This is a genomic window from Enterobacter cloacae complex sp. P1B, from assembly GCF_014982345.1.
In the GTDB taxonomy this organism is placed as follows: Bacteria; Pseudomonadota; Gammaproteobacteria; order Enterobacterales; family Enterobacteriaceae; genus Enterobacter; species Enterobacter bugandensis.
In genome coordinates, this window is record NZ_JADCLF010000004.1 from 117,765 (window position 1) to 143,010 (window position 25,246).

The 25,246-nt window shown below is 60.9% G+C and carries 26 protein-coding genes, 1 tRNA gene, 1 pseudogene and 1 riboswitch; of the genes and pseudogenes, 15 read left to right on the forward strand and 13 right to left on the reverse strand.

Translation table 11 applies throughout. From position 1 onward, the window contains the following. Nucleotides 1-4 precede the first annotated feature (4 nt). Nucleotides 5-1,141 carry a D-alanyl-lipoteichoic acid biosynthesis protein DltD gene (locus tag INF77_RS03470; protein ID WP_028012624.1) on the reverse strand — a complete coding sequence of 379 codons (1,137 nt, stop codon included), beginning with the start codon at nucleotides 1,139-1,141 and terminating at the stop codon, nucleotides 5-7. Between the two features lie 279 nt (nucleotides 1,142-1,420). Between INF77_RS03470 and INF77_RS03475 the strand changes: the two genes are divergently transcribed. Beyond that, nucleotides 1,421-1,508 (forward strand) — tRNA-Ser (locus INF77_RS03475). A 44-nt stretch (nucleotides 1,509-1,552) separates the two neighbouring features. Here INF77_RS03475 and INF77_RS03480 read toward each other — a convergent pair. The 3 genes from INF77_RS03480 to hpxO are packed head-to-tail and all read right to left on the reverse strand — an operon-like array spanning nucleotide 1,553 to nucleotide 4,704. Next, the gene (locus tag INF77_RS03480; RefSeq protein ID WP_193532712.1) at nucleotides 1,553-2,488 is read right to left on the reverse strand and encodes a PDR/VanB family oxidoreductase; all 936 of its coding nucleotides are present in this window, start codon (nucleotides 2,486-2,488) and stop codon (nucleotides 1,553-1,555) included. A gap of 11 nt (nucleotides 2,489-2,499) precedes the next feature. Continuing rightward, nucleotides 2,500-3,534 carry a molybdenum cofactor-independent xanthine hydroxylase subunit HpxD gene (gene hpxD, locus INF77_RS03485; RefSeq protein WP_193532713.1) on the reverse strand — a complete coding sequence of 345 codons (1,035 nt, stop codon included), beginning with the start codon at nucleotides 3,532-3,534 and terminating at the stop codon, nucleotides 2,500-2,502. Nucleotides 3,535-3,549: 15 nt separating this feature from the next. Next, on the reverse strand, nucleotides 3,550-4,704 hold the full coding sequence (hpxO, locus tag INF77_RS03490; RefSeq protein WP_047368243.1) for an FAD-dependent urate hydroxylase HpxO: 1,155 nt from the start codon (nucleotides 4,702-4,704) through the stop codon (nucleotides 3,550-3,552). A gap of 239 nt (nucleotides 4,705-4,943) precedes the next feature. Between hpxO and uraD the strand changes: the two genes are divergently transcribed. After that, entirely contained in the window at nucleotides 4,944-5,444 is a 501-nt protein-coding gene (gene uraD / locus INF77_RS03495) for a 2-oxo-4-hydroxy-4-carboxy-5-ureidoimidazoline decarboxylase (protein ID WP_193532714.1), read from the forward strand. Beyond that, nucleotides 5,441-5,764 (forward strand): hydroxyisourate hydrolase, encoded by a 324-nt coding sequence (gene uraH, locus INF77_RS03500; RefSeq protein ID WP_047368245.1) that lies wholly within the window; start codon nucleotides 5,441-5,443, stop codon nucleotides 5,762-5,764. Before uraD ends, uraH begins: the two co-directional genes overlap by 4 nt. Here the strand turns inward: uraH and guaD are convergent. Together guaD and INF77_RS03510 are read right to left on the reverse strand one after the other, a co-directional pair. Continuing rightward, complete coding sequence (guaD, locus tag INF77_RS03505; RefSeq protein WP_063943665.1) at nucleotides 5,744-7,060, reverse strand: guanine deaminase; 1,317 nt, start codon at nucleotides 7,058-7,060, stop codon at nucleotides 5,744-5,746. The two genes, uraH and guaD, sit on opposite strands and share 21 nt — an antisense overlap. A gap of 101 nt (nucleotides 7,061-7,161) precedes the next feature. After that, nucleotides 7,162-8,658, reverse strand: coding sequence for an NCS1 family nucleobase:cation symporter-1 (locus INF77_RS03510; protein WP_193532715.1), 1,497 nt, complete (start codon nucleotides 8,656-8,658; stop codon nucleotides 7,162-7,164). A 144-nt stretch (nucleotides 8,659-8,802) separates the two neighbouring features. Between INF77_RS03510 and INF77_RS03515 the strand changes: the two genes are divergently transcribed. The 3 genes and pseudogenes from INF77_RS03515 (at nucleotide 8,803) to puuE (ending at nucleotide 11,206) form a co-directional block, all read left to right on the forward strand. Continuing rightward, nucleotides 8,803-9,519, forward strand: coding sequence for a GntR family transcriptional regulator (locus INF77_RS03515; protein WP_045630054.1), 717 nt, complete (start codon nucleotides 8,803-8,805; stop codon nucleotides 9,517-9,519). Then, nucleotides 9,519-10,353, forward strand: a pseudogene (gene hpxA, locus INF77_RS03520) (allantoin racemase). Before INF77_RS03515 ends, hpxA begins: the two are co-directional and overlap by 1 nt. Further along, nucleotides 10,307-11,206, forward strand: a complete 900-nt coding sequence (gene puuE, locus INF77_RS03525; RefSeq protein ID WP_370528594.1) for an allantoinase PuuE — start codon at nucleotides 10,307-10,309, stop codon at nucleotides 11,204-11,206. The pseudogene hpxA and the gene puuE overlap by 47 nt, the downstream one beginning before the upstream one ends. Before the next feature lie 42 nt (nucleotides 11,207-11,248). Here puuE and hpxZ read toward each other — a convergent pair whose 3' ends face one another. Genes hpxZ through hpxW form a run of 4 tightly spaced genes read right to left on the reverse strand, consistent with a single transcriptional unit; the run spans nucleotide 11,249 to nucleotide 14,808 of the window. Next, nucleotides 11,249-11,635, reverse strand: a complete 387-nt coding sequence (gene hpxZ / locus INF77_RS03530) for an oxalurate catabolism protein HpxZ (protein ID WP_193532717.1) — start codon at nucleotides 11,633-11,635, stop codon at nucleotides 11,249-11,251. Beyond that, nucleotides 11,632-13,029 carry an AtzE family amidohydrolase gene (locus INF77_RS03535; protein ID WP_193532718.1) on the reverse strand — a complete coding sequence of 466 codons (1,398 nt, stop codon included), beginning with the start codon at nucleotides 13,027-13,029 and terminating at the stop codon, nucleotides 11,632-11,634. Before INF77_RS03535 ends, hpxZ begins: the two co-directional genes overlap by 4 nt. Then, a complete protein-coding gene (gene hpxX / locus INF77_RS03540; RefSeq protein WP_028012637.1) occupies nucleotides 13,026-13,214 on the reverse strand; it encodes an oxalurate catabolism protein HpxX in 189 nt (62 codons plus the stop codon). The genes INF77_RS03535 and hpxX overlap by 4 nt, the downstream gene beginning before the upstream one ends. A gap of 10 nt (nucleotides 13,215-13,224) precedes the next feature. Then, on the reverse strand, nucleotides 13,225-14,808 hold the full coding sequence (gene hpxW / locus INF77_RS03545; protein WP_193532719.1) for an oxamate amidohydrolase: 1,584 nt from the start codon (nucleotides 14,806-14,808) through the stop codon (nucleotides 13,225-13,227). Nucleotides 14,809-14,951: 143 nt separating this feature from the next. On the opposite strand from hpxW, the gene hpxU reads away from it, so the two are divergent. The 7 genes from hpxU to hpxK all read left to right on the forward strand — a co-directional run bounded on the left by hpxU (nucleotide 14,952) and on the right by hpxK (nucleotide 21,323). After that, on the forward strand, nucleotides 14,952-15,791 hold the full coding sequence (gene hpxU, locus INF77_RS03550) for a MurR/RpiR family transcriptional regulator HpxU (RefSeq protein ID WP_045261682.1): 840 nt from the start codon (nucleotides 14,952-14,954) through the stop codon (nucleotides 15,789-15,791). A gap of 191 nt (nucleotides 15,792-15,982) precedes the next feature. Further along, nucleotides 15,983-16,765 (forward strand): transporter substrate-binding domain-containing protein, encoded by a 783-nt coding sequence (locus tag INF77_RS03555; RefSeq protein ID WP_045261681.1) that lies wholly within the window; start codon nucleotides 15,983-15,985, stop codon nucleotides 16,763-16,765. A 4-nt stretch (nucleotides 16,766-16,769) separates the two neighbouring features. Beyond that, a complete protein-coding gene (locus INF77_RS03560; RefSeq protein WP_126345226.1) occupies nucleotides 16,770-17,435 on the forward strand; it encodes an amino acid ABC transporter permease in 666 nt (221 codons plus the stop codon). Next, nucleotides 17,435-18,091: an amino acid ABC transporter permease gene (locus INF77_RS03565; protein WP_014883296.1), complete on the forward strand. Its 657-nt coding sequence runs from the start codon at nucleotides 17,435-17,437 to the stop codon at nucleotides 18,089-18,091. Before INF77_RS03560 ends, INF77_RS03565 begins: the two co-directional genes overlap by 1 nt. Further along, a complete protein-coding gene (locus tag INF77_RS03570; protein WP_008499843.1) occupies nucleotides 18,072-18,809 on the forward strand; it encodes an amino acid ABC transporter ATP-binding protein in 738 nt (245 codons plus the stop codon). The genes INF77_RS03565 and INF77_RS03570 overlap by 20 nt, the downstream gene beginning before the upstream one ends. 13 nt (nucleotides 18,810-18,822) lie before the next feature. After that, complete coding sequence (locus INF77_RS03575; RefSeq protein ID WP_032651243.1) at nucleotides 18,823-20,064, forward strand: alanine--glyoxylate aminotransferase family protein; 1,242 nt, start codon at nucleotides 18,823-18,825, stop codon at nucleotides 20,062-20,064. Further along, the gene (hpxK, locus tag INF77_RS03580) at nucleotides 20,061-21,323 is read left to right on the forward strand and encodes an allantoate amidohydrolase (protein WP_100170500.1); all 1,263 of its coding nucleotides are present in this window, start codon (nucleotides 20,061-20,063) and stop codon (nucleotides 21,321-21,323) included. Before INF77_RS03575 ends, hpxK begins: the two co-directional genes overlap by 4 nt. Here the strand turns inward: hpxK and INF77_RS03585 are convergent. Continuing rightward, complete coding sequence (locus INF77_RS03585) at nucleotides 21,289-22,290, reverse strand: magnesium transporter (protein ID WP_045630063.1); 1,002 nt, start codon at nucleotides 22,288-22,290, stop codon at nucleotides 21,289-21,291. The two genes, hpxK and INF77_RS03585, sit on opposite strands and share 35 nt — an antisense overlap. Nucleotides 22,291-22,350: 60 nt before the next feature. Further along, nucleotides 22,351-22,520, reverse strand: a riboswitch (M-box (ykoK) riboswitch). 154 nt (nucleotides 22,521-22,674) lie between these two features. Between INF77_RS03585 and INF77_RS03590 the strand changes: the two genes are divergently transcribed. Beyond that, complete coding sequence (locus INF77_RS03590; protein ID WP_193532720.1) at nucleotides 22,675-23,178, forward strand: DedA family protein; 504 nt, start codon at nucleotides 22,675-22,677, stop codon at nucleotides 23,176-23,178. Between the two features lies 1 nt (nucleotide 23,179). Here the strand turns inward: INF77_RS03590 and INF77_RS03595 are convergent, their stop codons facing one another. Continuing rightward, nucleotides 23,180-23,929, reverse strand: coding sequence for an SDR family oxidoreductase (locus tag INF77_RS03595; protein WP_028012645.1), 750 nt, complete (start codon nucleotides 23,927-23,929; stop codon nucleotides 23,180-23,182). A gap of 100 nt (nucleotides 23,930-24,029) precedes the next feature. Here INF77_RS03595 and INF77_RS03600 point away from each other — a divergent pair, with 100 nt between their 5' ends. Further along, the gene (locus INF77_RS03600; protein WP_023335206.1) at nucleotides 24,030-24,389 is read left to right on the forward strand and encodes a helix-turn-helix domain-containing protein; all 360 of its coding nucleotides are present in this window, start codon (nucleotides 24,030-24,032) and stop codon (nucleotides 24,387-24,389) included. A gap of 1 nt (nucleotide 24,390) precedes the next feature. On the opposite strand, the gene INF77_RS03605 is transcribed toward INF77_RS03600, so the two are convergent. Beyond that, nucleotides 24,391-25,185: an SDR family oxidoreductase gene (locus INF77_RS03605; protein ID WP_028012646.1), complete on the reverse strand. Its 795-nt coding sequence runs from the start codon at nucleotides 25,183-25,185 to the stop codon at nucleotides 24,391-24,393. Nucleotides 25,186-25,246 lie beyond the last annotated feature (61 nt).

Here is a 25,246-nt window from a genome sequence, read left to right on the forward strand (position 1 = left end):
TTCATTATTTAAAACTCTGTGCAATAAAGCGAAGCATTGGCACCCAGGCCAGTTCGGTAGGGTGCAGACGATCCCAGTTCCAGCCGTTCTGATACGGCATGGCGTACATATCCAAATACGGGATCTGGTTCTCTTTCAGAATGGTTTGAATCTGCTTATCGAACGGGCGGAAGGTGTCGGTATTGTAAAGCGCCCAGGGGTTAACCGGGTCGACGATAGCAATCACCTGCACGTGATGCGCTTTCAAAAGCTGAACGGTTTTCCTGAACGCGGCGAACTGCCCCGGCACCACCGGCGTGTCATCCCACTGCTGCGGCTTACCGTCCTCGTCGTAAATCGTTTTGTCCATCCACAGCGTGGCCGCGCTCTGATGGCGCTTTTTATTCAACTCGCGGGCATTCGCTAGCGCTTTATCCCAGTCAGGGGAAAGACGGGCGGTTGGCTGCTGAGGCCAGGGCTGCGCCGTCTGTGGCCTGATGTTGAGCAGCGACAGCCAGTCGTTTTTAATCAGGGTGCAGAAGTTTGCAAACTGAAAACTCAGCTCGTCCCATATCAGCGCCGGATGCCAGCCATACACACGCATTTGCCCGAAGGTTAAATGGCTTATCTCTTTCGCATCAATATGCTTCAGGTAATTAACCAGGAACGGGCGCGCCTGCGGATCCTTCATCAGGGGATTAAAAATCGAGCCCGGAAAATTATCCGCATAGATAGCGGGCGGCAGGCCTTTTGAATAAAAGCCGTCAGGCGCCAGAAGCAGCACCACTTTGCTGTTTGCATTAAGGCTATCTTTAAAACGCGAGAGAAGTAAAAATTGCGTTTCGTCATCGACAAACGCATCGCCATAGGCCACGACGGGCTGGTGCAATTGCTTATTAAAATAATTAAATACGGCGTAATGTTCCTCTTCTGAGGTGGCGACCTCAGACGCACCAAGGAAGAAAATAGCATTCCCTTCTAAAGCATGGGAAATAGTGGCTATTTTTTCCGCCTGTTCTTTTGTCGTCCCTGCCATGGACTTGATCAGCGGCTGGAATTTAAGCGGCGGATCAAAGCTTGTCACCAGCGGGTGAAAACTCAGGACTAAAATGGCCAAAACGGCCATCAGGATATGTAAACAAAACGTATTTTTGATTTTCATCATCAACCAGTAAGGCGCTATGACAGTAATGCGTTAAAACCCGCATTACCCGGATTTATTACCATTACAAAACACATGGCCGTCTATTTTTTTTGGCATTCTATACCACGGTGATTTAAAAGGATGAGCGTTGCTGTGTAACGGTATGTACAAGGGGGGAAGGGGGGAGGGCAGGTAAGCGTCCGGGTGACTTTTTGCGCAGTCAAACGCCCGCATGCAAAAATAGAAAAATTCCTGCTTTACAAGGCGCTAATAGATGTTTATAGTGCGCCTCACTTTGGAAGCGTGGCCGAGCGGTTGAAGGCACCGGTCTTGAAAACCGGCGACCCGAAAGGGTTCTAGAGTTCGAATCTCTACGCTTCCGCCAAATTCGAAAACCCTGCGATAGCAATATCGCAGGGTTTTTTCGTTTTACAGCGCAATCACCAGCTCCCCGGAGTGACTCCGCGAACAGCAGAGCGCCACCTGCTGGTCAGCCGCGCTTTTTTCTGCCTCCGACTGCACGCTATCCCTGTGGTCCACCACGCCGTCAATCACCGGCGTCAGGCAGGCGCCGCAGATCCCCATTTCGCAGGACAGCGGCACGTCCACGCCGTTTTCCTGTAATACCTGAGCGATGGTCTTATCCGCAGGCACCGGCCAGCGCTCGCCGGTGGAGGCAAGTTTGACCGTAAAGATCTCGCCTGCGACGCCGCTTGTGACAGGGGGAGCGGGCTGAAACGCCTCGCTGTGGATATGGGCGTCATTCCATCCCTTCGCCGCCGCCACATCGCGCGCTTTCTCCATAAACCCCGCAGGTCCGCACACCCACGCGTGCAGCCCCGCTTCAGGCGCGGGGAAATGCTCCGCCAGCGTGGTTCGTGGGGTGGTGGTATGAATAATGCAGTCACCGCACAGCGAGAGCTCGCGCGCAAACGCCGCGCTTTCCCGGTTTCTGACGTAATAGTGCAGCGTAAACGGCGTTCCGGTCGCTTTCAGCTGCAATGCCATCGCATACAGCGGCGTAATGCCAATCCCTGCCGCCAGCAGCAATACCCGCTCAGCCTGATGCAGCGGAAACAGATTGCGCGGGGTCGAGATTGAAAGCCTCTGTCCCGGACGCAGCATTTCGTGAACGTAGCGCGACCCGCCGCGCGAGGCGGCTTCTCGCCCCACGCAGATAAGATAGCTCTCGTCGCCACATGCCCCTGTCAGAGAGTACTGGCGGACCACGCCGCAGGGCAGGTGGACATCAATGTGCGCGCCGGGTTGCCACGCCGGTAGCGCGTCGCCGTTTTCGGCCATCAGCCTGACGGCGAGGCTTTTATCCCCCTCGCGCCACAGCCCGTCAACGATCACGTTCAGCATATTGGCCTCCGTCATACCAGGAAAAATTCGCCAAAGCCCATCTTCTTCAGTCCCCGACGGTAGGCAATCGAACTCTTATCTGCCGGAATATGGGCTTCCAGAGTGAGATCCAGCGGCAGACTTTCCGGGCGCTGGGTTTCGACCATCAGGCGATCCTCTTCAAAAATGCGCAGGTTAAAGGCATGCACGTCCTCCACCGGAATATGCAGATCAAAGTTGCGCGCGATGGGCGCGAACATGCGGGTCACCCGTGACGAGACGGGCGAGGCGGCGTTCATAATCACCAGCCGCGATTCACCCGGAAAATGAATCGTCAGGGTGGCGGTAAACGGCAGATGCATTTCAAAATGGCGCAGCCACTGGAACCCTTCTGGCGCCTGCACGGGTGAACTGGCGGGATAGTTGCTCACGGAACTCCAGTAATCGGCCACGAAACCGAAGGGCGTCTCCTGCGGCTGATAGATAGGGACAAGCTGATTATTGGGATCGGCAAAGGTATCGGTATGGATCCACGCAAAGTGGGCAACATCCAGAAACCCCTCCACCTGGCGCCCGGCGAAGCCGTTCACCTCAAACGCCGGGCAGTTGATCTGCTGAAATCCGTCGTCGCTCCAGTGCGGCATGGTGGGCAGCGGCATGGGATTGTCCGGGTCAAACGCCAGGCAGGTCCAGATCAGGCCGAAGCGCTCTTCCACCGCGTAGTTAATCAGGTTCAGCTTCGCCGGAACGGGCTGGTCGGGGCTGGACGGAATGCGGTTGCAGCGGCCGTCTTCACCAAAGCGTAAGCCGTGGTAGGGGCAGATAATCCCGTGCTCGTCGTGAAAGCCGAGCGTCAGCGGCACGCCGCGGTGCGGACACACGTCCCGGGCAACCACGACCTGGTCGTTAATTCGGTAAATCACCAGCTGTTCATCCAGCAGGGTGGCCTTGACGGGGGCCGGGCCGACGTCGCAGGCGCGCGCAACCGGATGCCAGCATTTCGCCAGGCGCAGCCAGTCCTCTGGCTCAAACGTGCAGTGGGCGGGTGGTGTCGGTTCTCTTTTCATCGTTGTCCCTCTTGTTCAGCCTAACGGGCCGCCCTGAATGGTCTCGCACAGACCGTTGATAATGCGTTCCCCGGTCTCCTCTTTGAGCTCCTGATACCAGGCCTGCGTCAACGCCATATCTTTCCCGTGGGTGACGTCGCAGCGTTTACGCGCTTTCAGCACCAGGTCACGCACCCGGTCGCAGCGCAGGGCTTCGTACTGCCGCAGCGCCAGCGTAATGTTGTGGTTTTCACGCAGGCATTCGCCCAGCACCACGGCGTCCTCCATGGCCGCGCAGCCGCCCTGGCCGATATCCGGCGTGGTGCTGTGCCCGGCATCGCCGAGCAGCGCGACGTTGCCGCGTACCAGGCTGTCGAACGGCTCGATGTCATGGATTTCAATGCGGTTGGTGGTATCGGGATCCAGCGCGGCGATAAGCTTCTGCACCGGCGGCGCCCAGCCGCGGAAGTAGCCCGTGAGATCGGCGCGCAGGGTGGTGCGATCCTCCGCCAGGCCCGCGGGCAGCGGCACGTCAAAAAAGAAGTAGAAACGACCGCCGGAGACGGGCATCAGCGACACGCGTTTGCCTTCGCCAACGAAGGTGGTCCACTGGTGCGCCGGGGCAATCTCTTCATCAATCTTTACCAGCCCGTTCCAGTTCACGTATCCGGCGTAGCGGCGCTCCGGGGTATAGCCCAGCACGTACGGACGAACCGCCGAGTGGCTGCCGTCGGCGGCAATCAGAAAATCACCTGTTGCCGTGGTGCCATCGGTAAAGGTCACGCTTACGCCCGCGTCGTCTTCATGAACGTGTTCCACGCGCTTGCCAAACTGCACCTTGTCGCGCCCCCAGAAGTCCAGCATTTCGCGCTGGAGTTCAGCGCGCGAGACGGGGCAGGGGCGCCCGCCGGTACGTTCAACCAGCGGGGCGAGGCTGAAGCGGGTCAGGGTGTCGCCGCGCCGGTAATCCTTGTAGGCCATAAAACGCATCGGACCGCCGTAGGTTTCGATAATGTCGCCCATGCCGAGGTGCTGCATACACTTCACGCCGTTAGGCCAGATGGAGATGGCCGCCCCGACGGGCCGGATCTCTTTTACGGCTTCGAACACGGTACAGTCGATGCCCGCTTTCTTTAGCGCGACGGCAGCGCTCAGGCCGCCAATACCCGCGCCAATGACGATTGCTTTCATGCTTCTCTCCTTTTGCAGGGTGTAAAAACATTCAGCAATTTGCGTACCAGGCTGCAGAGTGGCGATAACGGCGTTGTGGGAGGTGAGTTTGCACTGCTAAGGTGCGCAAACACGGTGAATATGCCTTTTTATGAATCAATAATTTCCTGTCCAGCCATACAGAATCGACTGTTTCACATCGGCGACAAGAGTGGCGTGGTTTGTGCAACAACCCGGAGGAGGACAATAAAGGAGACACTATGATCGCACTGCACGACTTCAATCATCTTCCTGAGAAAGAGGCTCTCGCGCTGCTCACCCCCTGCGTGGCGCTCCCCGGCTGGGCTGAGGCGCTGGTTTATGGACGGCCTTACCCGAGCCGGAGTGAATTGACGATCGCGGCGCAGGCGCTGATGCAGCGCTGGGACGAAGTGGCGTTAGCGCAAGCCCTGAGCGCGCACCCGCGCATCGGGGAAAAGCCCGCGGGTGCACAGGTGGAGGCGGCGCTGTCGCGCCAGGAGCAGGGCGCGGTGAATGACCGGGACGCGGCGCTTGCGCAGGCGCTGCGCGAGGGTAACGCCCGCTACGAGGCCCGCTTCGGCCGGGTGTTTCTGATCCGCGCGAAGGGCCGGAGCGGCGAGGACATTTTACAGATACTGAATGCGCGGCTGAAGAACAGCGACGCGCAGGAAGTTCAGGCGGCGCTGGAACAGCTGCGGGAAATTACGCTGCTGCGGCTGGAAGGAGTGATTAGCGAATGAGCACGCTCAGCACCCATATTCTCGATATTTCAACGGGCAAACCCGCCGCGGGCGTGACGGTCCATCTCGAACGGGAGGGCGAAATCATGGCGACGGGCGTGACCAACGTTAATGGTCGCATCACCGAATTTGTCCCTTTCCTGCCCGCAGGCCGCTATCGGCTGGTGGCGGAGATCGGCGGGTGGTTTCGCGCAACCGGCCGGGAGACGATTTACCCCTGCGCGCAAATTGATTTTGTGACGGGAGAAGCGGCAGACGAGCACTTCCATCTGCCGTTTGTGATTGCGCCAGGCGGGTGGTCAACCTACCGGGGCAGTTGACCACACCCGCTCGCCGTTGACCCAGGTCTCACTGATGTTGCGCTCGTCGCCCAGGGTCATCAGCACAAATAGCTGCTCGTAGATATCCTGACAGCGGCGATTGCGCAGGCGCTGCAGCGGCGTCACGTCAGGATCGATAACCACGAAATCCGCCTCTTTGCCGGGGGCGAAGTTGCCAATCTTATCGTCCAGCCTGAGGGCGTGCGCGCCGCCCAGCGTGGCGTGATAAAACGCCTCGCTGGCGCGCAGGCGGTAGCTCTGCAGCTGGCCGACCTTGTAGGCTTCTCCCAGGGTGCGCAGCATGCTGAAGGTGGTGCCCGCGCCGACGTCGGTGCCGATGCCCATCCGCACCTTGTGCTGCCAGCAGGCGGGCAGGCGAAACAGCCCGCTGCCGAGAAACAGGTTCGAGGTGGGGCAAAACGCCACCGCCGAACCGGTGTCGTGCAGGCACTGCCACTCGCTGTGGTGCAGATGAATCGCGTGGGCAAATACGCTTCGCTCGCCGGTCAGGCCGTAGTGGTGATACACGTCCAGATAGCGCTCGTGCTCCGGCCAGAGATCGTTCACCCAGGCCACTTCATTTGGGTTTTCGCTGAGATGGGTCTGCAGCCAGGTATCCGGAAACTCCTCTCTGAGCAGGCTGACCGCGGCGAGCAGCTCGGGAGAGGACGTTGGGGCAAAGCGCGGCGTAATGGCATACCCCAGCCGCCCCCGGTGGTGCCAGCGCTGGATCAACTCCCGCGTCTGCCGGTAGCTCTGCTTTGCATCTTCGCTCAGGTAGTCCGGCGCGTGCCGGTCCATCATCACCTTTCCGGCGATAAGGCGCATGTTGAGGCGCAGGGCTTCGGTAAACAGCGCTTCGACCGATTGCGGATGCAGCGTGCAAAACACCAGCGCGGTGGTGGTGCCGTTGCTCACCAGTTGGTTAATGAAAAATTCGGCGATCTCTTTCGCGTAGGCTTCATCGGCAAACTGGCTCTCCACCGGGAAGGTGTAGGTGGTCAGCCACTCCAACAGCTGTTCGCCAAAGGCGCCGATCATCTCCGTTTGTGGATAATGAACGTGGGTGTCGACAAAACCGGGCAGCAGCAGCCTGCCGCGCAGGTCCGTGTAGCCTTTGTGGGGGTCGAGATACTGCTCGCCCTCCTGCCACGCCATGTGCGCCAGAATTTTTCCGTTCTGGATAAACAGCAGCCCGTCCTCAAGGTAGCGGGCGTGTTGGGCAATCGCGTCTGCGCTGTCGCAGACCTGGGCGATATCGAAAAATGCACCGCGTATCGCAGTCTGGTATTCCATCGTGGGTCCTGCCTTATTGTTTGCGTAGCGGGGTGAAAAAGCTCAGCAAGAACGGTGCCAGAATGAACGGGCCGCAGATAAACTGCGGCCGGAAGGAGGGGTTACTCTTTTTGCGTCGCTACGCGGGAGCTGAACGAGGCCGCGCCTGCCGTATCGCGCTCTTCCCGCGCCAGCCAGCGGTAGGTCACGCCGCCGAGGAAGACGCCGATAAACCAGCTGAAGTTTGCCACTTCATGCAGGGCCGGGATAAAGCCAATCACCAGACCTACGGCAACGGATGGGATCAGCGCGCCAATGGCCTTCGGGTTAAAGCCGTTGCGGTACCAGTATTTGCCCTTTGGCGTGTCGTCGAACAGATCGTCTACCGACACCTTGCCGCGCTTAATCAGGTAGAAATCGGCAATCAGAATGCCGAACAGCGGGCCGATAAACGCCCCGAGCACGTCCAGGGTGTAATGGATGAGCTCCGGTGAGTTGAACAGGTTCCACGGGGTGAGCAGGATCGAGCCGACGGCGGCAATCATCCCTCCGGTGCGGAAGCTGATCTTCTGCGGCGAGCAGTTAGAGAAATCAAACGCCGGTGAGACAAAGTTCGCGACGATGTTGATCCCGATGGTGGCGGTGATCATCGTCAGCAGGCCAATTGCCACGGCCAGATCGTTACCTACGCGGCTGACGGTTTCGATCGGGTCGGTGATCATGCGGCCAAACAGCGACTGGGTGCCGGAGACAATCACCACGGTGACGATGGAGAACAGCAGGAAGTTAAACGGTAGCCCCCAGCGGTTGCCGCGGCGGATCTCACCCATGCTTTTGCCGTAGCGGGAGAAGTCGCCAAAGTTAAGCAGCGGGCCGGAGAAGTAGGAGACCACCAGCGCGGTCGCGGTGATCATCTGCCAGGTCTGCTCGCCCGCGCTCAGGGATTTGCTGGCGAGGGTGAAAGAGATCCCGTCAAAACCGGTCTTGTATACAATCCAACCCGCAAGGGCCAGCATCACCACATAGACCGCCGGACCGGCGATATCAATAAAGCGCTTAATGGCGTTCATGCCGTGCCAGAAGACCATCGCCTGAAGAACCCACATGATGGCAAAGCAGATCCAGCCCAGCGGCGACAGGCCCAGGAAGGCACCGGTGGTAAGGCTCGCCAGAGAAGGCCAGAACTTCAGCACCACCAGCATCAGCGCGTTGGCGGCAAGCCAGGTCTGGATGCCGTACCACGCAAAGGCGATAAGCCCGCGGATCACCGCCGGAATATTGGCCCCGAAGACGCCAAACGCCTGACGGCTGATCACCGCATAGGGCACGCCCGCCATCTGGCTCGGTTTGGCCACCAGGTTGGCGCACAGCTGCACGATGCAGATCCCCACCAGCAGGCAGAGCAGCACCTGCCAGCTTGCCAGCCCGAGCGTAAAGAAGCTCGCGGCAACAACGTAACCCCCCATGCTGTGAACGTCGGACATCCAGAAAGAAAAGATGTTGTACCAGCTCCAGTTCTGGTCACGCGTCGGTGCCAGATCCTCATTGCAAAGACGTGGGCTGTAAACCGCACCGGAATCAGCGGCCGTACCCTGCTGTGCGTTTTGACTGTTTGGCATGAAACCTGCTCCTGTGAATGAAAACCCGTTGAGTGGGAGTGCAAACGGTGTTGCAGGATCCAGGCCAAAATAATAAATCTTGTATGCAATATTTTATTTTTATGTATACGATTCGATAACGGAAAGTAATATTCGGAGTGGTGAATGAACAACATAAACGCCCTGCAGACCGCGCCAGACCTGCATGACAAAGACGAAACCATCTTCCAGGCGCTGATGACTGCGATTGTGGAACATCAGCTGCTGCCGGGGAGCAAATTGCCGGAAGAGGCGCTGGCCGAGGTGTTTGGCGTGAGCCGCACGGGCATCCGCAAGGTGCTTCAACGACTCGCCGCTGTGCAAATGGTCACCCTGACGCCCAAACGTGGTGCACACGTCGCCAGCCCGACGGTTGAAGAGGCGCGGCACATCTTCCGCACCCGCGCGCTGCTGGAGGTCGCTAACCTGCCGGATGTGCTGGCGCACTGTCAGCCGCCGCACCTTGCCGCGCTGGAGGCCATTATTCGTCAGGAGCAGCAGGCGCACGAGGCGTACGACGGCCCGGCGGCAATCCGACATTCCGCCAGTTTCCACATACAACTGCAGGCCATCTCCGGTAACCAGGTGCTGACGGAGATGGTGACAAGCCTGAGCCAGCGCTCCTCGCTGGTGATTGCCACCTGGGGCGCGCCGTGGCGTCAGGGCTGTCGCTGCAACGATCACGAACAGCTTGTGGATCTGCTGCGCCAGAAGGCGCTCCAGCCGCTAAGCGATGCCCTCATGCACCATTTTGAACACATCGTTGCCAGCCTTTGCTTCGAGCGGGCGGGCGAGTGCCTGCCTGATTTTGCCCGGCTGTTTGCCGGCCACAAGGAGTCGTAATGTCTGTCTGTATACAAGTGATCAATCCCAACACCAGCCTCGCGATGACGGAAACCATCGGCGCGGCGGCCCGCGCGGTGGCGGCGCCGGGAACGGAGATCCTCGCGGTCTGTCCGGGCGCGGGCGTGCCGTCTATAGAAGGCCACTTTGATGAGGCCATCGCCGCCGTCGGTGTCCTGGAACAGATCAAAAAAGGCAGGGAGCAGGGCGTGGACGGTCACGTGATTGCCTGCTTTGGCGATCCGGGACTGCTGGCAGCGCGCGAGCTGGCGCAGGGGCCGGTTATCGGCATTGCTGAAGCCGCTATGCATATGGCGACGCTGGTGGCGACGCGCTTTTCGGTGGTCACCACGCTGCCGCGCACGCTGATTATTGCCCGCCATCTGTTGCACCAGTATGGCTTTCAGGACCACTGCGCAGCGCTGCACGCCATCGACCTTCCGGTGCTGGCGCTGGAGGACGGCAGCGGTCTGGCGCAGGAGAGGGTACGCGCGCGCTGTATACAGGCGCTGAAAGAGGATGGCTGCGGCGCCATCGTGCTCGGCTGCGGCGGCATGGCGACGCTGGCGCAGGAGCTGACCCGCGAGCTGCGCGTGCCGGTGATCGACGGCGTCAGCGCGGCGGTGAAGATGGTGGAATCGCTGGTGGCGCTGGGGCTCTCGACCAGCAAGCATGGGGATCTGGCCTTCCCGGAGAACAAACCGTTAAGCGGGCATTTTCAGGCATTGAATCCATTTTAACTTTTGGGGGTGGTATGGGGCTTTTCGAACAGGATTATCCGCGGGATCTGCGCGGCTACGCGGGCAACCCGCCACACGCGCGGTGGCCGAATGAGGCGCGCATCGCGGTGCAGTTTGTGCTCAATTATGAAGAAGGGGCGGAAAACCACGTTCTGCACGGCGATGCCGGGTCCGAGCAGTTCCTGTCGGACATCATCGGCGCGGCCAGCTACCCGGACAAACACATGTCGATGGACTCCCTTTACGAATACGGCAGCCGCGCCGGGTTCTGGCGGATCCACAGTGAATTTCAAAAACGCGGCCTGCCGCTGACGGTCTTTGGCGTGGCGATGGCGCTGGCGCGTCACCCGGAGATTGTTGAGGCGATCAAAACCGCGGATTACGACGTGGTCAGCCACGGCTGGCGCTGGATCCACTATCAGAATATGGACATCAGCCAGGAGCGCGACCACCTGCATAAGGCGGTGCAGGTTCTTACCGACCTGTTCGGCAAGCCGCCAACCGGCTGGTACACCGGGCGCGACAGCCCCAACACCCGCCAACTGGTGGTGGAGCACGGCGGCTTCGACTACGACAGCGACTACTACGGCGACGACCTGCCCTTCTGGACGGAAGTGGCCTGCGGCGACGGCACCCAAAAGCCGCACCTGATCGTGCCCTATACGCTGGATGCGAACGACATGCGCTTCGCGACCGCGCAGGGGTTTAACACCGCCGAGCAGTTTTATACGTACCTGAAGGACAGCTTTGACGTGCTGTACGAGGAGGGGGAAAGCGCGCCAAAGATGATGTCCATCGGCATGCACTGCCGCCTGCTGGGAAGGCCGGGGCGTTTTCGCGCGCTGCAACGGTTTCTGGATTACGTGCAGCAGCACGATCGGGTGTGGGTCTGTACCCGCCAGCAGATTGCCGACCACTGGCGGGAAGTGCATCCGTTTCAGAAGTAATTGTGCGATGTTTTGCCGGGTGGCGGCTGCGCCTTACCCGGTCTATACCATCAAACTAACCTGCGCCGCAACAATGCGCCACCCGTAGGCAAACCTTACCCACGTCTGCTGCTGGCGGCCAATCCGCTCCGTACCTTCACGGGTAAACTCGGTGCTGCACACGGCATAACCCTCCCCGAAGGTGGTAATCACGGTGTGGCGCAGCGTCCGCTGAAGCCCGGCAGACGGGCGCGCCGCCCTAAAAGCGCGGATTTCATCGATCCCGTACAGGTTTTCACCCGCCCCCAGACGCACCGTGTTTTTGTCGTGCCAGAACAACTCGTCCAGCACGGCAATGTTGTTACTCACCAGCGCGTCTTCATAGCGATAAAACGCGGCGGTCACCTCGGCAACCACCCACGGCAGGTTAATGTCATCGTGATTGATCATGCTGCGACCTCCGCCGGGCGGGCATCGGTGATGCCGCTCTCTTCCAGCACGCGCGCGACGCGCAGGCAGGCCTGCTCGTTAAACGGCGCGGCAATCAGCTGCAGGCCAATCGGCGCGCCATGTGCGGTGCGCAGCGGAACGGTGGTCACGGGCAGGCCCAAAAATGAAATCGGCTGGGTCAGCATCCCCATGCTGGCGCGGATGGGGAGCGGCTGACCGTTAATCTCCATGGTTTGATCGCCGATCCGCGTGGCGCTGCGCGGCGTCGCGGGGGCGATCAGCACGTCGGCCTGGGCAAACAGTGCGTGAAACGCCTGCCGCGCCTGCGCGCGGAACCGCTGGGCCTGAATATACCAGGCGGAGGGGATCATCGCGCCTGCCAGCAGTCGCTCCCGGGAGTGCGGCTCAAAGCGCTCGGGCTCGCGGCGAAGCGCGGGCAGGTACTGATTTCCCCCTTCGGAGGCGCTGATGATAAACGCCGCGGAGCGCGCCAGCTCGGCGTCCGGAAACTGCAGCTCATCCTGCACGTCGAGCGCCTTCGCCACCCGCGCCACGGCGTCTCTGGCCTGTGCGTCGCACCAGGTGGTGAAGTAGCCGCCGAGCACCGCGCAGCGCAGGCCGTCAAGCCCGCGGTCTAGCAGGGGGCGCGTCTGCTCGCGCGAGCTCTCTGCCTGAAAACGGTCGCTGCTGTCCCGGCCCTGCAGCGCGTCGTACACGGACGCCAGGTCGCACACCCGGCGGGCGAAGGGGCCTATATGATCCAGGCTCGCGACAAACGGATGGCTGCCGGATCGTGACAGGCGGCCAAAGGTGGGCTTGAGGCCATAGATGCCGCACAGGGAGGCCGGAACGCGAATCGACCCGTTGGTGTCGGTGCCGAGCGAAAAGTGCACCAGCCCGGCGGCTACGGCGGCGGCTGAACCGCCGGAGGACCCGCCCGCAATGCGCGTCAGGTCGTGCGGGTTACGCGTCGCGCCGTAGTGGCTGTTCTCGGTGGTAAAGCCGTAGGCGTAGGCGTCCATATTCACCATCCCGGACAGCAGCCCGCCCGCGCTGCGCAGCTGGCGCACGGCGAAGCTGTCAGCGGCCGCAGCGGGGCGCTGGCTGAACAGCTCGGCGCCCGCGAGGGTGGTGTGTCCGGCAACGTCGAACAGGTTTTTCACCGCGTAGGGCACGCCCGCCAGCGGCGGCAGGGGGCGCTTCTCGCGGCGCAGGGTGTCGATGTTCTCGGCCTCGGCGAGCATGCGTGCTTCCGTCACGGTGGTCCAGGCATTGATCTGCGGGTTAACGCGCCCAATCGCCTCCAGCGTCTGGCGGGCAATCTCATGGGCGCTCAGCTCGCCCGCGCTCAGCGCCTGTTGAATGTCGCTGATACTCATCTCGTGTAGCGTCATGCTTTATACACTCCTGCGATCTCCAGACGGTCGTCGAGCGGCAGCGCCATCAGCGGGGCGGCCATGCTGGCAATGCGGCTGAACTGCAACTGCAGCTCAGCGCGGCGGGCATCGTCCAGTGTCACGCCGAGCACGGACTCCATTTGCGCAAGATACGCCTGCCAGTCGGGTTGTTGTGTCGTCATTGTTTTCTCCTCAGTATCCGGCGGCCGCGCCGTTGCTGCGCGGGTCAAACGCCCCTTCAAACAGCCCGTTGGGGTGGCGGACAATCGCGCCCGCGTGGCCCATCGCTTCACTGAAGTCAGGGAATATTTCTACCTCATGTCCGAGTACCTGAAGCCGTAAGACCGTCTCAGCGGTAAAGCGTCCTTCCAGCTTTAACGTGTCTGAGGTTTGTCCCCAGGTGCGCCCCAGCAGCCAGCGCGGGCGGGAAATGCTTTCCTGCAAGGGCACGCCCTGAACCACGTAGCGGGTAAAGAGCGCGGCCTGGGTTTGCGGCTGTCCGTCACCGCCCATCGATCCGTAGACCATTACGCGCCCGTCCTTAAGACGCGCCGCCGCCGGGTTCAGGGTATGGAAAGGCTGTTTGCCCGGCGCGAGGGCCAGAAGATGAGCGGGGTCGAGGCTGAACGACGCCCCCCGGTTCTGCCAGACGATGCCGGTATCGGGCAACACCACGCCGCTGCCGAACTCGTGATAAATACTCTGGATAAACGACACGGCAAGCCCGCTGTTATCCATCACCCCCATCCACACGGTATCGCCAGGTCCTTTTCCGGTTCCCCACGGCGCGGCGTGGCCGTCGTCAACCCTGTCGGCAAGCGCCTGCAGGGCGGCGGGATCCAGCAGTTTCTGAATCTCGGTTTTCAGCTCACGCGGGTCGGTAATGTGGGCATCGCGCAGGCCAAAGGCCAGCTTGGTGGCTTCAACGATGCGGTGAATGGTGTCCGCGTCGTCGGCCTCCGCCATATTCAGGCGGTCGGTGATGCCGAGTATCGCCAGCGAGACCAGCCCCTGCGTCGGCGGGGCATGGTTAAAGATCTCCCCCTGCTGATGCTGCAGCTTCAGCGGCGCGGTGCGCCGGGCAACGTGCGCGTTAAGATCGGCCAGCGTCACGGGGAGAGCCAGCGTCTCCATGCCGTGCGCCAGGACTTCCGCCAGCGGGCCGCGATAAAAGCTGTCCAGACCGTCCTCCGCCAGGCGCGTCAACGTCGTGGCCATGGCGGGCTGATAAAAGCGGCTCCCGACCTGGGGCGGCTTACCGTTCACCAGCCACGTTTCCGCGAAGCCGGGGATGGCCTTAAGCTCGTCGAATTTACTGGCCGTGGCATGGGCCTGTGAGGCCGTGACCGGGGTGCCGTTTTGCGCATAGTCAATGGCGTCGGCCAGCAGGCGGGCCAGCGGCAGCGACTTGCCGGTCATCTCGCGGGAGACTTTCAGCGCCTCGTCCCAGCCGCTCACCGTGCCGGCGACGGTCAGCGCCGCCTGCGGCCCGCGATGGGGAATGTGCGTGTGCCCGTCGTAGGCGGCAAGCGTCGCGCGCGATCCCGCCGCGCCGCTGGCGTCAATGGCGATGGGGTCGCCTTCTGGCGGCACGATAAGCCAGAAGCCATCGCCGCCCAGCCCGTTCATGTGGGGGTAAACCACGGCGATGGTGGCCGCCGCCGCGACCATCGCTTCAATCGCGCTGCCGCCTTCGCGCAGCACCGCCAGCGCGCTCTGGCTGGCAAGATGGTGGGGCGCAACGGCCATGCCGTGCGTGGAGACGTTGCTTTGCATGAGAAGTCCTCGTAACACTGAAAGTCACAAGGCGCTGCAAAAGCTGTTCCAGTTCTGAAAGAAAAGTTTCAGTAAACTGGCACGTATAATGAATACGTATAAAGAAAGGTATAATGTGATGAAACAAAAGTTACAGAGGCGCTATGGAACAACTGGATGAACGTCTGAAAGCACAATACCCGTCGCTGTCGCCGCAGGAGCAACGGGTGGCAGACTTTATATTCGACCATTTTGACGACCTGATCAGCTACAACAGCGCCGAGCTGGCGCAGCTGAGCGGGGTGTCGAAAGCCACGGTCAGCCGCCTGTTTAAGCGTCTGGGCTATGAGAAATATAAGGATATGCGCGACGAGCTGCGCACCCTGCGCCAGAGCGGGATGCCGCTCACCGATAACCGCGACGCGGTGCAGGGCAACACGCTGCTGGCGCGCCACTACAAGCAGGAGATGGCGAACCTGACCCAGTGGGTCAATGCCCTTGACGCGCAGCAGTTTGCCGACGCCATGGCCTGCATGGTCAAGGCGCGGCGCATCGTCATTATCGGCATGCGTAACGCTTATCCGGCGGCGCTCCACCTGCGCCAGCAGCTACTGCAGGCGCGCGGTCAGGTGCTGGTCCTGCCGCAGCCGGGCCAGAGCCTGAGCGAGGAGCTGGTGGACTTAACGCCGGACGATCTGGTGGTGATGATGGCTTTCCGCCGCCGCCCGCGCATCATTCGTCCGCTGATGCAGCAGCTTCAGAGTAGCGGTATTCCGGTGCTGCTGATGTGCGAGCCGCAGGCCCACAGCCTGTTTCCGCTGGCGAGCTGGCAGCTCTGCGCCCCGCTGGACAGCGTCTCCGCCTATGACAGTTATTCCTCGGTCAACAGCCTGATCAACCTGCTGGCGAACGCCTTCCTGCATGACATTCTCGATAAAGGCCGTCCGCGCATTCACGAGATTGCCTCCCTCTACCAGCAGCTGGACGAACTCGAACAACGATAATGGGGCATCAGACTGGTGCTTTGCATTGAAATGGTGCAATTGAACGGGGCGAAAATAGAGAGTATTTTCGCCCCGTCCGCGTTTTATCAGGCTTTAAGAGAAAATTCCCCGCTTCGCCTTATCTGGCACATTAGTTGCAAAATCACATTCAAAGAATCTTTTGTTTCATGTTAACGTTACGGGGAAGCACCATGAAAAAACTGTTTATTGCACTGGCCGGGGCCGCCTGTCTCTTCACTCAGCTGCCCGCAAAGGCTGACCAGCTTCAGGATATCGAGAAGCGCGGCACCATTCGCATTGCCGTTCCGCAGGACTTCCCGCCGTTTGGCTCGGTAGGGACCGATCTGCAGCCGCAGGGCTACGACATCGATATGGCGCGCTATCTGGCGAAACAGATGAAGCTCAAGCTGCAGCTGGTGCCGGTGACCAGCGCCAACCGCGTGCCGTACCTGCAAACCGATAAGGTGGACCTGGTCATTTCCAGCCTCGGTAAAAACCCGGAGCGCGAGAAGGTGATCGACTTCAGCCGCGCCTACGCGCCGTTCTTCCTTGGCGTGTTTGGCCCGAAAGGGGCTGAGCTGAAGGACGCCGCCGCGCTGAGCGGAAAAACCATCGGCGTGACGCGCGGAGCGGTGGAGGACATGGTGCTGACCGGCCTGGCACCGAAAGATGCCAACGTGAAACGCTACGAAGATAACAACACCACGCTCTCGGCCTACCTCTCCGGCCAGGTGCAGTACGTGGCGACCGGCAACCTCGTGGTGGCGGCCATTTCGCGGCAGAACGCGGATAAAGCCCCGGTGCCGAGCTTTATGCTGAAAGACTCACCGTGCTTTATCGGCCTGAAGAAGAACGAACCGGCCCTGAAGGCGAAAGTGGATGCGCTGATTGAGCAGGGCATCAAGGACGGCACGCTGAACGGCCTGTCCGAGCAATGGCTGAAGGCCCCGCTGCCGGCAAACCTTGGCGCCTGAGCCAATGACGGAGCAACTTGATTTTTCAGCCCTCTGGCCGCACTGGCCGGAGCTGCTGGCGGGATTGTGGGTCACCATTCAGCTGACGGTAATGGCAACCGTCGGTGGGCTGGCAATCGGGATTTTCGGCGCGGCGATCCGCAGCGCACGCACCACCTGGTACAGCCGGATCTGGGGCGGCTACGTGGAGATCATCCGCAACACGCCGTTTGTGGTGCAGCTGTTTTTCATCGTCTTCGGCCTGCCGAATCTTGGCCTGAAGATGACGGCGGGGGAGGCGGCGCTATTGGCAATGGTGGTGAACCTGGGCGCGTACAGCACCGAAATTATCCGCGCGGGCATTCAGGTCACGCCGAAAGGACAGTGGGAGGCCGGGCGCGTGCTGGGGCTAACCCGTCTGCAGACGTTTATTCGCGTGGTGCTGCCGCCCGCGCTGCAGCGCATTTATCCGGCGCTGGTGAGCCAGTGCATCATCGTGATGCTCGGCTCGTCGGTGGTGTCGCAGGTCTCGTATGAAGAGCTGACCTTCGCCGCTAACCTGATCCAGTCCAGAACGTTTTTGAGCTTTGAGGTCTATCTGGTGACAACCGGGATTTACTTAGCGCTGTCGATTACCCTGCGCCAGCTGATGATGGCGGCAGGACGCAAATGGCTGGGGGTGCAGGCATGATGACCACCTTTACCGACTGGGACATTATTCGCAACCTGCTGCTGGCCGGACGCTGGACGGTACTACTGTCGCTGGTGGCGTTTGTCGGCGGGGCGGTGGTAACGCTGCCGCTCCTGCTGCTGCGCCTGACGGGCGGACGCACGGTGAAGCGCATTATCCGCGGCTATATCGAGCTGTTTCAGGGCACGCCGCTGCTGATGCAGCTGTTCCTGGCCTTCTTCGGCGTGGCACTGTTCGGCATCGACGTTTCGCCGTGGACCGCCGCCTCGCTGGCGTTAACCTTCTACACCAGCGCATTTCTGCTCGATATCTGGTACGGCAGCATTCGCGCCCTGCCGAAGGGGCAGTGGGAAGCCTCACGCTGCCTGGGCCTGACCTTCGGCCAGACCCTGTTTCGCGTGGTCGCTCCGCAGGCGCTGCGCATCGGCATCGCCCCGACGGTGGGCTTTGCGGTGCAGGTGATCAAAGGTACCGCGCTGGCGTCGATTATCGGCTTCATCGAGCTGACCAAGGCCGGCACCATGCTGACCAACGTGACCTATCAGCCGTTTAAGGTCTTTGCGCTGGTGGCGCTGGGCTACTTTATTCTGTGTTATCCGCTGTCGCGCTACAGCCGCTATCTGGAGACCAAATTCAATGCCTCTCATCACCATTAATCAGGTGCAGAAGTACTACGGCGATAACCACGTGCTCAAGGGCGTCGATCTGGATATCGATATGGGCCAGGTGATCTCCATTATCGGGCGCAGCGGATCGGGCAAAAGCACGCTGCTGCGCTGCATCAACGGCCTGGAAGGGTATCAGGACGGAAGCATCAAGCTGGGCGGCATGACCATTACCGACCGGGATTCTCAGGCGCGCGAAATCAGCCGCTCGGTCGGGATGGTGTTCCAGAGCTTCAACCTGTTCCCGCACATGACGGCGCTGGAGAACGTGATGCTCGCCCCGCGTCGGGTGCTGAAGAAAAGCGCCGCCGAATGCCGCGAACTGGCCCAGCGCATGCTGGAGAAAGTGGGGCTTGGCGATCGTCTGGATTACTACCCGTCGAGCCTCTCCGGCGGCCAGCAGCAGCGCGTGGCGATTGCCCGCGCGCTGGCGATGTCGCCTAAAGTTTTACTCTGCGACGAGATCACCTCCGCGCTCGACCCGGAGCTGGTGGGCGAAGTGCTCAAGGTGCTGGAGCAGCTGGCGGCCGAGGGGATGACCCTGATTCTCGTGACCCATGAAATGAATTTTGCCCGCGAAGTGGGCGACCGCGTGGTGTTTATGCACCAGGGGAAAGTCTGGGAGCAGGGCGACAGCAAAACGCTGTTCGCCAACCCGCAGACCACGGAACTGAAGCAGTTCATCTCCTCCGTGCGCGGCCTCAACTGATAAGGACTTAACAATGGATATCGCACACTTTCCGCAAATCAACCCGCCCCAGCGCCTGCTGATGGGGCCGGGGCCGATCAACGCCGACCCGCGCGTGCTGCGCGCCATGTCGAGCCAGCTGATCGGCCAGTACGATCCGGCCATGACCCACTACATGAACGAGGTGATGGCGCTCTATCGCGGTGTGTTTCGCACCGAGAACCGCTGGACGATGCTGGTGGACGGCACCTCCCGGGCGGGGATTGAAGCCATTCTGGTCTCCGCCATCCGCCCCGGAGATAAAGTGCTGGTGCCGGTCTTTGGCCGCTTTGGACACCTGCTGTGCGAAATTGCCCGCCGCTGCCGCGCGGAGGTGCATACCATCGAGGTGCCGTGGGGCGAGGTGTTCACCCCGGACCAGGTGGAGGATGCGATTAAGCGTATTCGTCCGCGCCTGCTGCTAACCGTGCAGGGCGACACCTCCACCACCATGCTGCAGCCGCTCGCGGAGCTCGGCGCCATCTGCCGCCGCTACGACGTGCTGTTTTACACCGATGCCACCGCGTCGCTCGGCGGCAACGCGCTGGAGACCGACGCCTGGGGGCTGGACGCCGTCTCGGCCGGGATGCAGAAGTGCCTCGGCGGCCCGTCGGGCACGTCGCCGATCACCCTGAGCGCGCGCATGGAGGAGGCGATCCGCCGCCGCAAATGCGTTGAGGAGGGCATTCGCACCGACGCCCACCGAGACGGCGATGAGGAGATGATCTACTCCAACTATTTCGATCTCGGCATGGTGATGGACTACTGGGGGCCGGAGCGCCTCAACCACCACACCGAAGCGACCACCGCGCTGTTTGGCGCCCGCGAGTGCGCGCGTCTGATCCTGCAGGAAGGGCTGGATAACGGCATCGCCCGCCACAGGCTGCACGGCGATGCGCTGCTGAAGGGCATTCAGGCGATGGGGCTGGAGACCTTTGGCGATCTGAAGCACAAGATGAACAACGTGCTGGGCGTGGTCATCCCGCAGGGCATCAACGGCGACCAGGTGCGTAAGCTGATGCTGGAGGATTTCGGGATTGAAATCGGCACCTCGTTTGGCCCACTGCACGGCAAGGTGTGGCGCATTGGCACCATGGGCTACAACGCGCGCAAGGACTGCGTGATGACCACCCTGAGCGCGCTGGAGTCGGTGCTGAACTACCTGAAATTCACCACCACGCAGGGTGCGGCGATGCAGGCCGCGTGGGACCACTATCGCCGCGAGACGCCGCAATGAGCCCGGCGGCAGAACGGGTGATGGCCCGCGCCGACGCGCTGGCCACCATCAGCGAAACCCCGGATGCGCTGACCCGGGTCTATCTCTCGGTGCAGCATCAGCAGGCCAACCAGCTGGTGGGGCAGTGGATGAGCCAGGCGGGCATGACCGTCTGGCAGGACAGCGTGGGCAACATCTGTGGACGCTATGAGGGGGCGCAGGAAGGGGCGCAGGCGGTGCTGCTTGGATCGCATCTGGATACCGTGCGCAACGCGGGACGCTACGACGGCATGCTCGGGGTGCTCACGGCCATTGAAGTGGTGGACAGCCTGCATCAGCAGGGAATGCATCTGGCGCAGGCCATCGAGATTGTCGGCTTTTGCGATGAAGAGGGCACCCGCTTCGGCATTACGCTGTTAGGCAGCCGGGGGCTGACGGGCACCTGGCCGCAGGGCTGGCTGGAAAAAACTGACGCCAGCGGCATCAGCGTGGCGCAGGCGATGACACAGGCGGGGCTCGATCCTGCCCGCGTGTCGCATGCCGCAAGGCGTCAGGAAGATTTCAGCGCCTATCTCGAGCTGCATATTGAGCAGGGGCCGTGCCTTGAGCAGGAGGCGCTCGCGCTTGGCGTGGTGGAAGCCATTAACGGCGCCCGTCGCCTGAACTGTCGTTTCACCGGCGAGGCCGGACATGCGGGAACCGTGCCGATGCTCCACCGCAGAGATGCGCTGGCCGCCGCCGCCGAGTGGATGGTTATCATTGAAAACGCTACCCGACAGCAGGGCGGCAACCTGGTGGCGACGGTCGGGGAATTGCGCTGTCTGCCGGGAGCGGTGAACGTGATCCCCGGTGAGGTTCAGCTCTCGCTCGATATTCGCGGCCCGCAGGATGCACCGCTGGACAGGTTGCTCAACGACCTGCTGGAACATGCCCGGGCGATCGCATCGCGCCGCGGGCTGGCATTTAGCGCCGAGGAGTTTTACCGCATTGCCGCCACGCCGTGCGATCTGCACTTGCAGAACGTGCTGGGGGAGGCCGTAAAATCGGTACAGGGACGCTCGCTGTCGCTGCCCAGCGGCGCGGGCCACGATGCGATTGCCATCGCGGAACGCTGGCCGGTGGGCATGCTGTTCGTGCGCTGCAGGGGCGGAGTCAGCCACCACCCGGCGGAATCGGTGATGGCTGAGGATGTTGCGCTGGCGATTGAGGCGTTTTCGCGTGCGGTGATTCAGCTGGCGGATCGCGTTACTCCAGCCCCAGCGTATACTGCGCGATCTTAAAGTAGATAATCAGCCCGGTACCGTCGATAAGCGTCGCGATAAACGGCGCGGAGACGACCGCCGGGTCAATGCCGCAGCGCTTGAGCACCATCGGGATCACTGACGACACAATCGCGCTCCAGAGCGTAATGCATACCAGCGTCAGGCTGACGATAAGCGTGATTTCCAGCCCGATACCCATCATCCAGGCGCGGATGCACCCGGCAATACCGAGCGTCACGGCAATCATCAGCGAGGTGGTCATCTCTTTGCGCAGCACGCGGCCCACGTCGCGCAGATGCACTTCACCCAGCGCCATGGCGCGCACCAGCGTGGAGGTGATCTGCGTTCCGCTGTTGCCACCCGTGCCGATCAGCAGCGGAATAAAGAACGCCAGCGCGATGGCAGACTCCAGCGCCTCTTCGAAGTGCTGGATCACCGAGCTGGTGTAGGCTTCCGCGACAAACAGCAGCAGCAGCCAGACGGAGCGTTTCTTCCACAGGCTGAAGGCGCTGGTTTCCAGATAGGGCTTCTCCAGCGGCAGCGTTGCCCCCTGAAGCTGGGCGTCTTCGGTGACGTCATCTTCCAGCAGATGGGCGATTTCGCGCTCGGTCAGGCAGCCGACGAGCTTGCCGTGGGTCACCACCGGCACGACGTCCGCGTCGCCGTGGGCCAGAAGTCCGGCGACATCGGCTCGTTCATCTTCCGGTTTGACCTGCAAAAACTGTGAAATCATCAGGCTTTTAATTGGCTGCACGGTATCCGTGACCTGCAATAATTTGCGTACCGCAATCATGCCCGCCAGGCGTCCATGGTCTTCAATAAAAATATGCGACGGAATATCATCGTCTTTTAATTTTTCGAAGAATTGCTCGCGCGCCAGCGCCACGCATAATGAAACGTCGAGGACAATAAAATCGGTATTCATATATTGCGCGACCGCGCTGTCATTGAATGCCAGGTTGTGGTTGTGAATAGCGTAAGACATAGTGAATTCCCTTTGAATAATAAAATCTCTCAGGGGCGAGCAAGACAGGGCATGTCGGAAAGGAGATCCCCACGTCCTGGGTTCAGCACTGTACACCGTATCCCGCAAGGGAAGTTATACTGACAAAGCCTTGATTCGACAGTGCCTGTTTTACCCTGTGCCGGTTCTCTCGAACCCACCAGAGCGATAACGTGTATTTGTACAGGAGCCTCGCCATAACGAGATCGTTGTAAAGCGTGAGGAATAATACGCTTGTTTAAATTTATCGCTCAGGAAATTAAATAATGTTTAAGAAAGGTTTAGGTAAATCTTATTGATAAAATGTTGAGGGTTTATTTAAGGTTATTCCTTTTAAATGGAGGATTAATTAACGGGGGAAGGAAAATGGCGTGGTTTGATAATCTGCTGAATCATTTTGCGCTTTATCCGGCACATCTGTTCGCGCTGTTATTCGTAATGGCGCTGAGCAAGTCCACGGTGCTGATCTCCTCCGTGCTGCCGCCCGCCTCGGTGATGCTGCTGGCGGGCATCGGCGTCAGCCAGGGGAGCATGCCCCCGGCGCTGGCGTGGCTCGCCGTGGTGCTGGGGGCAACGGCGGGATCGGTGCTGAACTACCATATCGGCCAGTTGATGGGGCACACCCGGCTGGTCGCGCGCTTTACGGCGAAGCATGCCGCTACGTTTTTACGGGTTCAGCATCAGCTGCAAAAAAACGGTGTCATCGTACTGTTTACGTCGCGCTTTCTGGCGGTGTTGCGTTATGTCGTGCCGCTGGCGGCGGGGATGCTCAGTCTGAACGCCGTCAAAGTTTACGCCGTCAGCCTGCTTTCCGCCTGTGCATGGGCGGCGCTGTATGTCGGCGCGGTCACCGGCATCAGCGCCTTTTGAGTTACAGACTCCCCATTCCGCCGTCCACCAGCAGCTCCGTTCCTACCGTGTAGCTCGACTCGTCGGACGCCAGATAGAGCGCGGCTTTTGCCAGCTCCGTCGTCGAGCCCATTCTGCCGAGCGGCACCAGCTTGATGATCTCCGCCATCATCGCGTTAAGCGTCTCTTCGCTTAAGCCCGTCTTCGTAAATGCCGGCGTTTCCACCGGACCGGGGCTCAACCCGTTAACGCGGATCCCGCGCGGCAGCAGCTCCGCCGACAGCGTACGCGCCAGCGACAGGAGGGCGGCCTTGCTCGCGGCATACACGCTGCTGGTGGGCAGGCCGATGCGTGCGCTCACGGAGCCGCAGAGGATCACCGACGACGGGTTATTCAGCAGCGGCAGCAGCGCCTGAATTAAAAAGAACGGTCCCTTCAGGTTGATGCCCATCAGGCGGTCCCACGCATCCTCCTGCCAGGCTTCCAGCGGCGCGTGCGTCACGTCGCCAGCGTTGAGAAACACCGCGTCCAGGCGTGGCCAGCGAGCGGCGAGAGTTTCCGCCAGCGCTTTTTGCGACGCGATATCGCCTGCGTCGGTTGGGATCACCCAGGCCTTATCGCCCAGAATGCGCTCTGCTTCGGCGAGGGTGTCCGGGTTGCGTCCGGTCACGGCGACGCGCGCCCCTTCGGCGATAAACGCCTGCGCGGTGGCAAGACCAATGCCGCTGGTACCGCCGGTAATCAGCGTATATTTATCTGTTAAACGACCCATGTTCTTCTCCTGAAATGTCACTGGAGAAAGCACTATAGAAACGTTAGTATCGAAAGGAAACCAGGTACCAAATGGATACTAACGAGGCAAGAGGTGTGCTATGGCAGAAATGCTGGAGGTGTGCTGCGAAAAAAAATCTGAGGCGTATACCTGCCCGATGACGCAGTTTGTCAACCTGATATCCGGTAAGTGGGCGATCCCCATTCTCTATCGCCTGATTGTGTTCAACACGCCCGTACGCTTTGGCGATCTGCTGCGTGCCGCTGCCCCCATCACGCAGAAAGAGCTGACGAAGCAGCTCCGCCTGTTTGAGCAGCGCGGGCTGGTGACGCGGACGGTCTACCCGGAGATCCCCCCGCGCGTGGAGTATCAAATTACCGAGCTGGGGTTAACCCTCCAGGACGCACTTTCGCCGCTGGCCGCCTGGATGAGCGAGTACGGCGACCAGCTTGAGCGTTAGGCTACTGTTTCACGTAGCGCGGTGCCGGAACCCCGGTGCGCGCGCTGTTAAACAGCTCAAGGCGCGCCGCTTCGTAGCGATCCCACAGGGCGGCGTCATGCATCGGCGGAATAGTGATCTGTTCGCCCTGATCCAGACCCGCCAGTGACGCATCGACCATATCGTCGGTAGTCATCACCGACCCTTCCGGCAGATCGTTCACCGTAACCCCTGAATGGCTCCAGATCTCCGTCGCCGTCGCGGCGGGGAGTACGGCCTGAATGCGCACGCTGCTATCGGCAAATTCTTCCTGCAGTCCACGGGTAAAGCTCAGTACCCAGGCTTTGGTGGCGCTGTACAACGCGCTGCCCGCTCGGACATGGAGCGATAACACCGAGGCGATATTGATCAGCGTCCCGCGATTGTTCTGCGCCAGGCGGGGCAGGATGGCGTAGGTCAGACGCATCAGCGCCGTGGTGTTGAGGGTATTGATGGCCTGATGCTGCGCCACATCGCCCGCGAGGAACGGGGCCATCTGCGCGGTGCCCGCGTTGTTTACCAGCGTATCGATGGCGGTATTGTGGCGCAGTTCATTTTCCACGGCGCGGATCCCGGCTTCATCGCTGAGATCGGCCACCAGTATAGCGACGGCCACGCCATAGCGCGCGCGCAGGTCGGCGGCGAGGGTTTTCAGGCGATCCTCGCGGCGGGCGACCAGGACCAGGTTAGCGCCGCGCGCGGCCAGGCGATCGGCATAGACGGCCCCGATCCCGGAAGAGGCGCCGGTAATTAAGGCGGTGGTGATTTGCGTAGTCATCGTGTGTTACCTCAAAGCAAAGTGGGTCATTTGGTTTCAATATGAAACTGAATTAACTCTC

Coding starts and splice junctions, on each gene's coding strand:
- INF77_RS03565 (WP_014883296.1), top strand. CDS start 17,435: ATGACCACCTTTACCGACTGGGACATTATTCGCAACCTGCTGCTGGCC.
- hpxZ (WP_193532717.1), bottom strand. CDS start 11,635: ATGATCAATCACGATGACATTAACCTGCCGTGGGTGGTTGCCGAGGTG.
- hpxD (WP_193532713.1), bottom strand. CDS start 3,534: ATGAAAAGAGAACCGACACCACCCGCCCACTGCACGTTTGAGCCAGAG.
- hpxK (WP_100170500.1), top strand. CDS start 20,061: ATGAGCCCGGCGGCAGAACGGGTGATGGCCCGCGCCGACGCGCTGGCC.
- INF77_RS03585 (WP_045630063.1), bottom strand. CDS start 22,290: ATGTCTTACGCTATTCACAACCACAACCTGGCATTCAATGACAGCGCG.
- uraD (WP_193532714.1), top strand. CDS start 4,944: ATGATCGCACTGCACGACTTCAATCATCTTCCTGAGAAAGAGGCTCTC.
- INF77_RS03555 (WP_045261681.1), top strand. CDS start 15,983: ATGAAAAAACTGTTTATTGCACTGGCCGGGGCCGCCTGTCTCTTCACT.
- INF77_RS03605 (WP_028012646.1), bottom strand. CDS start 25,185: ATGACTACGCAAATCACCACCGCCTTAATTACCGGCGCCTCTTCCGGG.
- INF77_RS03470 (WP_028012624.1), bottom strand. CDS start 1,141: ATGAAAATCAAAAATACGTTTTGTTTACATATCCTGATGGCCGTTTTG.
- hpxO (WP_047368243.1), bottom strand. CDS start 4,704: ATGAAAGCAATCGTCATTGGCGCGGGTATTGGCGGCCTGAGCGCTGCC.
- INF77_RS03515 (WP_045630054.1), top strand. CDS start 8,803: ATGAACAACATAAACGCCCTGCAGACCGCGCCAGACCTGCATGACAAA.
- INF77_RS03595 (WP_028012645.1), bottom strand. CDS start 23,929: ATGGGTCGTTTAACAGATAAATATACGCTGATTACCGGCGGTACCAGC.
- INF77_RS03510 (WP_193532715.1), bottom strand. CDS start 8,658: ATGCCAAACAGTCAAAACGCACAGCAGGGTACGGCCGCTGATTCCGGT.
- hpxW (WP_193532719.1), bottom strand. CDS start 14,808: ATGCAAAGCAACGTCTCCACGCACGGCATGGCCGTTGCGCCCCACCAT.
- guaD (WP_063943665.1), bottom strand. CDS start 7,060: ATGGAATACCAGACTGCGATACGCGGTGCATTTTTCGATATCGCCCAG.
- uraH (WP_047368245.1), top strand. CDS start 5,441: ATGAGCACGCTCAGCACCCATATTCTCGATATTTCAACGGGCAAACCC.
- INF77_RS03590 (WP_193532720.1), top strand. CDS start 22,675: ATGGCGTGGTTTGATAATCTGCTGAATCATTTTGCGCTTTATCCGGCA.
- INF77_RS03600 (WP_023335206.1), top strand. CDS start 24,030: ATGGCAGAAATGCTGGAGGTGTGCTGCGAAAAAAAATCTGAGGCGTAT.
- INF77_RS03480 (WP_193532712.1), bottom strand. CDS start 2,488: ATGCTGAACGTGATCGTTGACGGGCTGTGGCGCGAGGGGGATAAAAGC.
- INF77_RS03570 (WP_008499843.1), top strand. CDS start 18,072: ATGCCTCTCATCACCATTAATCAGGTGCAGAAGTACTACGGCGATAAC.
- hpxX (WP_028012637.1), bottom strand. CDS start 13,214: ATGACGACACAACAACCCGACTGGCAGGCGTATCTTGCGCAAATGGAG.
- INF77_RS03535 (WP_193532718.1), bottom strand. CDS start 13,029: ATGACGCTACACGAGATGAGTATCAGCGACATTCAACAGGCGCTGAGC.
- INF77_RS03560 (WP_126345226.1), top strand. CDS start 16,770: ATGACGGAGCAACTTGATTTTTCAGCCCTCTGGCCGCACTGGCCGGAG.
- hpxU (WP_045261682.1), top strand. CDS start 14,952: ATGGAACAACTGGATGAACGTCTGAAAGCACAATACCCGTCGCTGTCG.
- INF77_RS03575 (WP_032651243.1), top strand. CDS start 18,823: ATGGATATCGCACACTTTCCGCAAATCAACCCGCCCCAGCGCCTGCTG.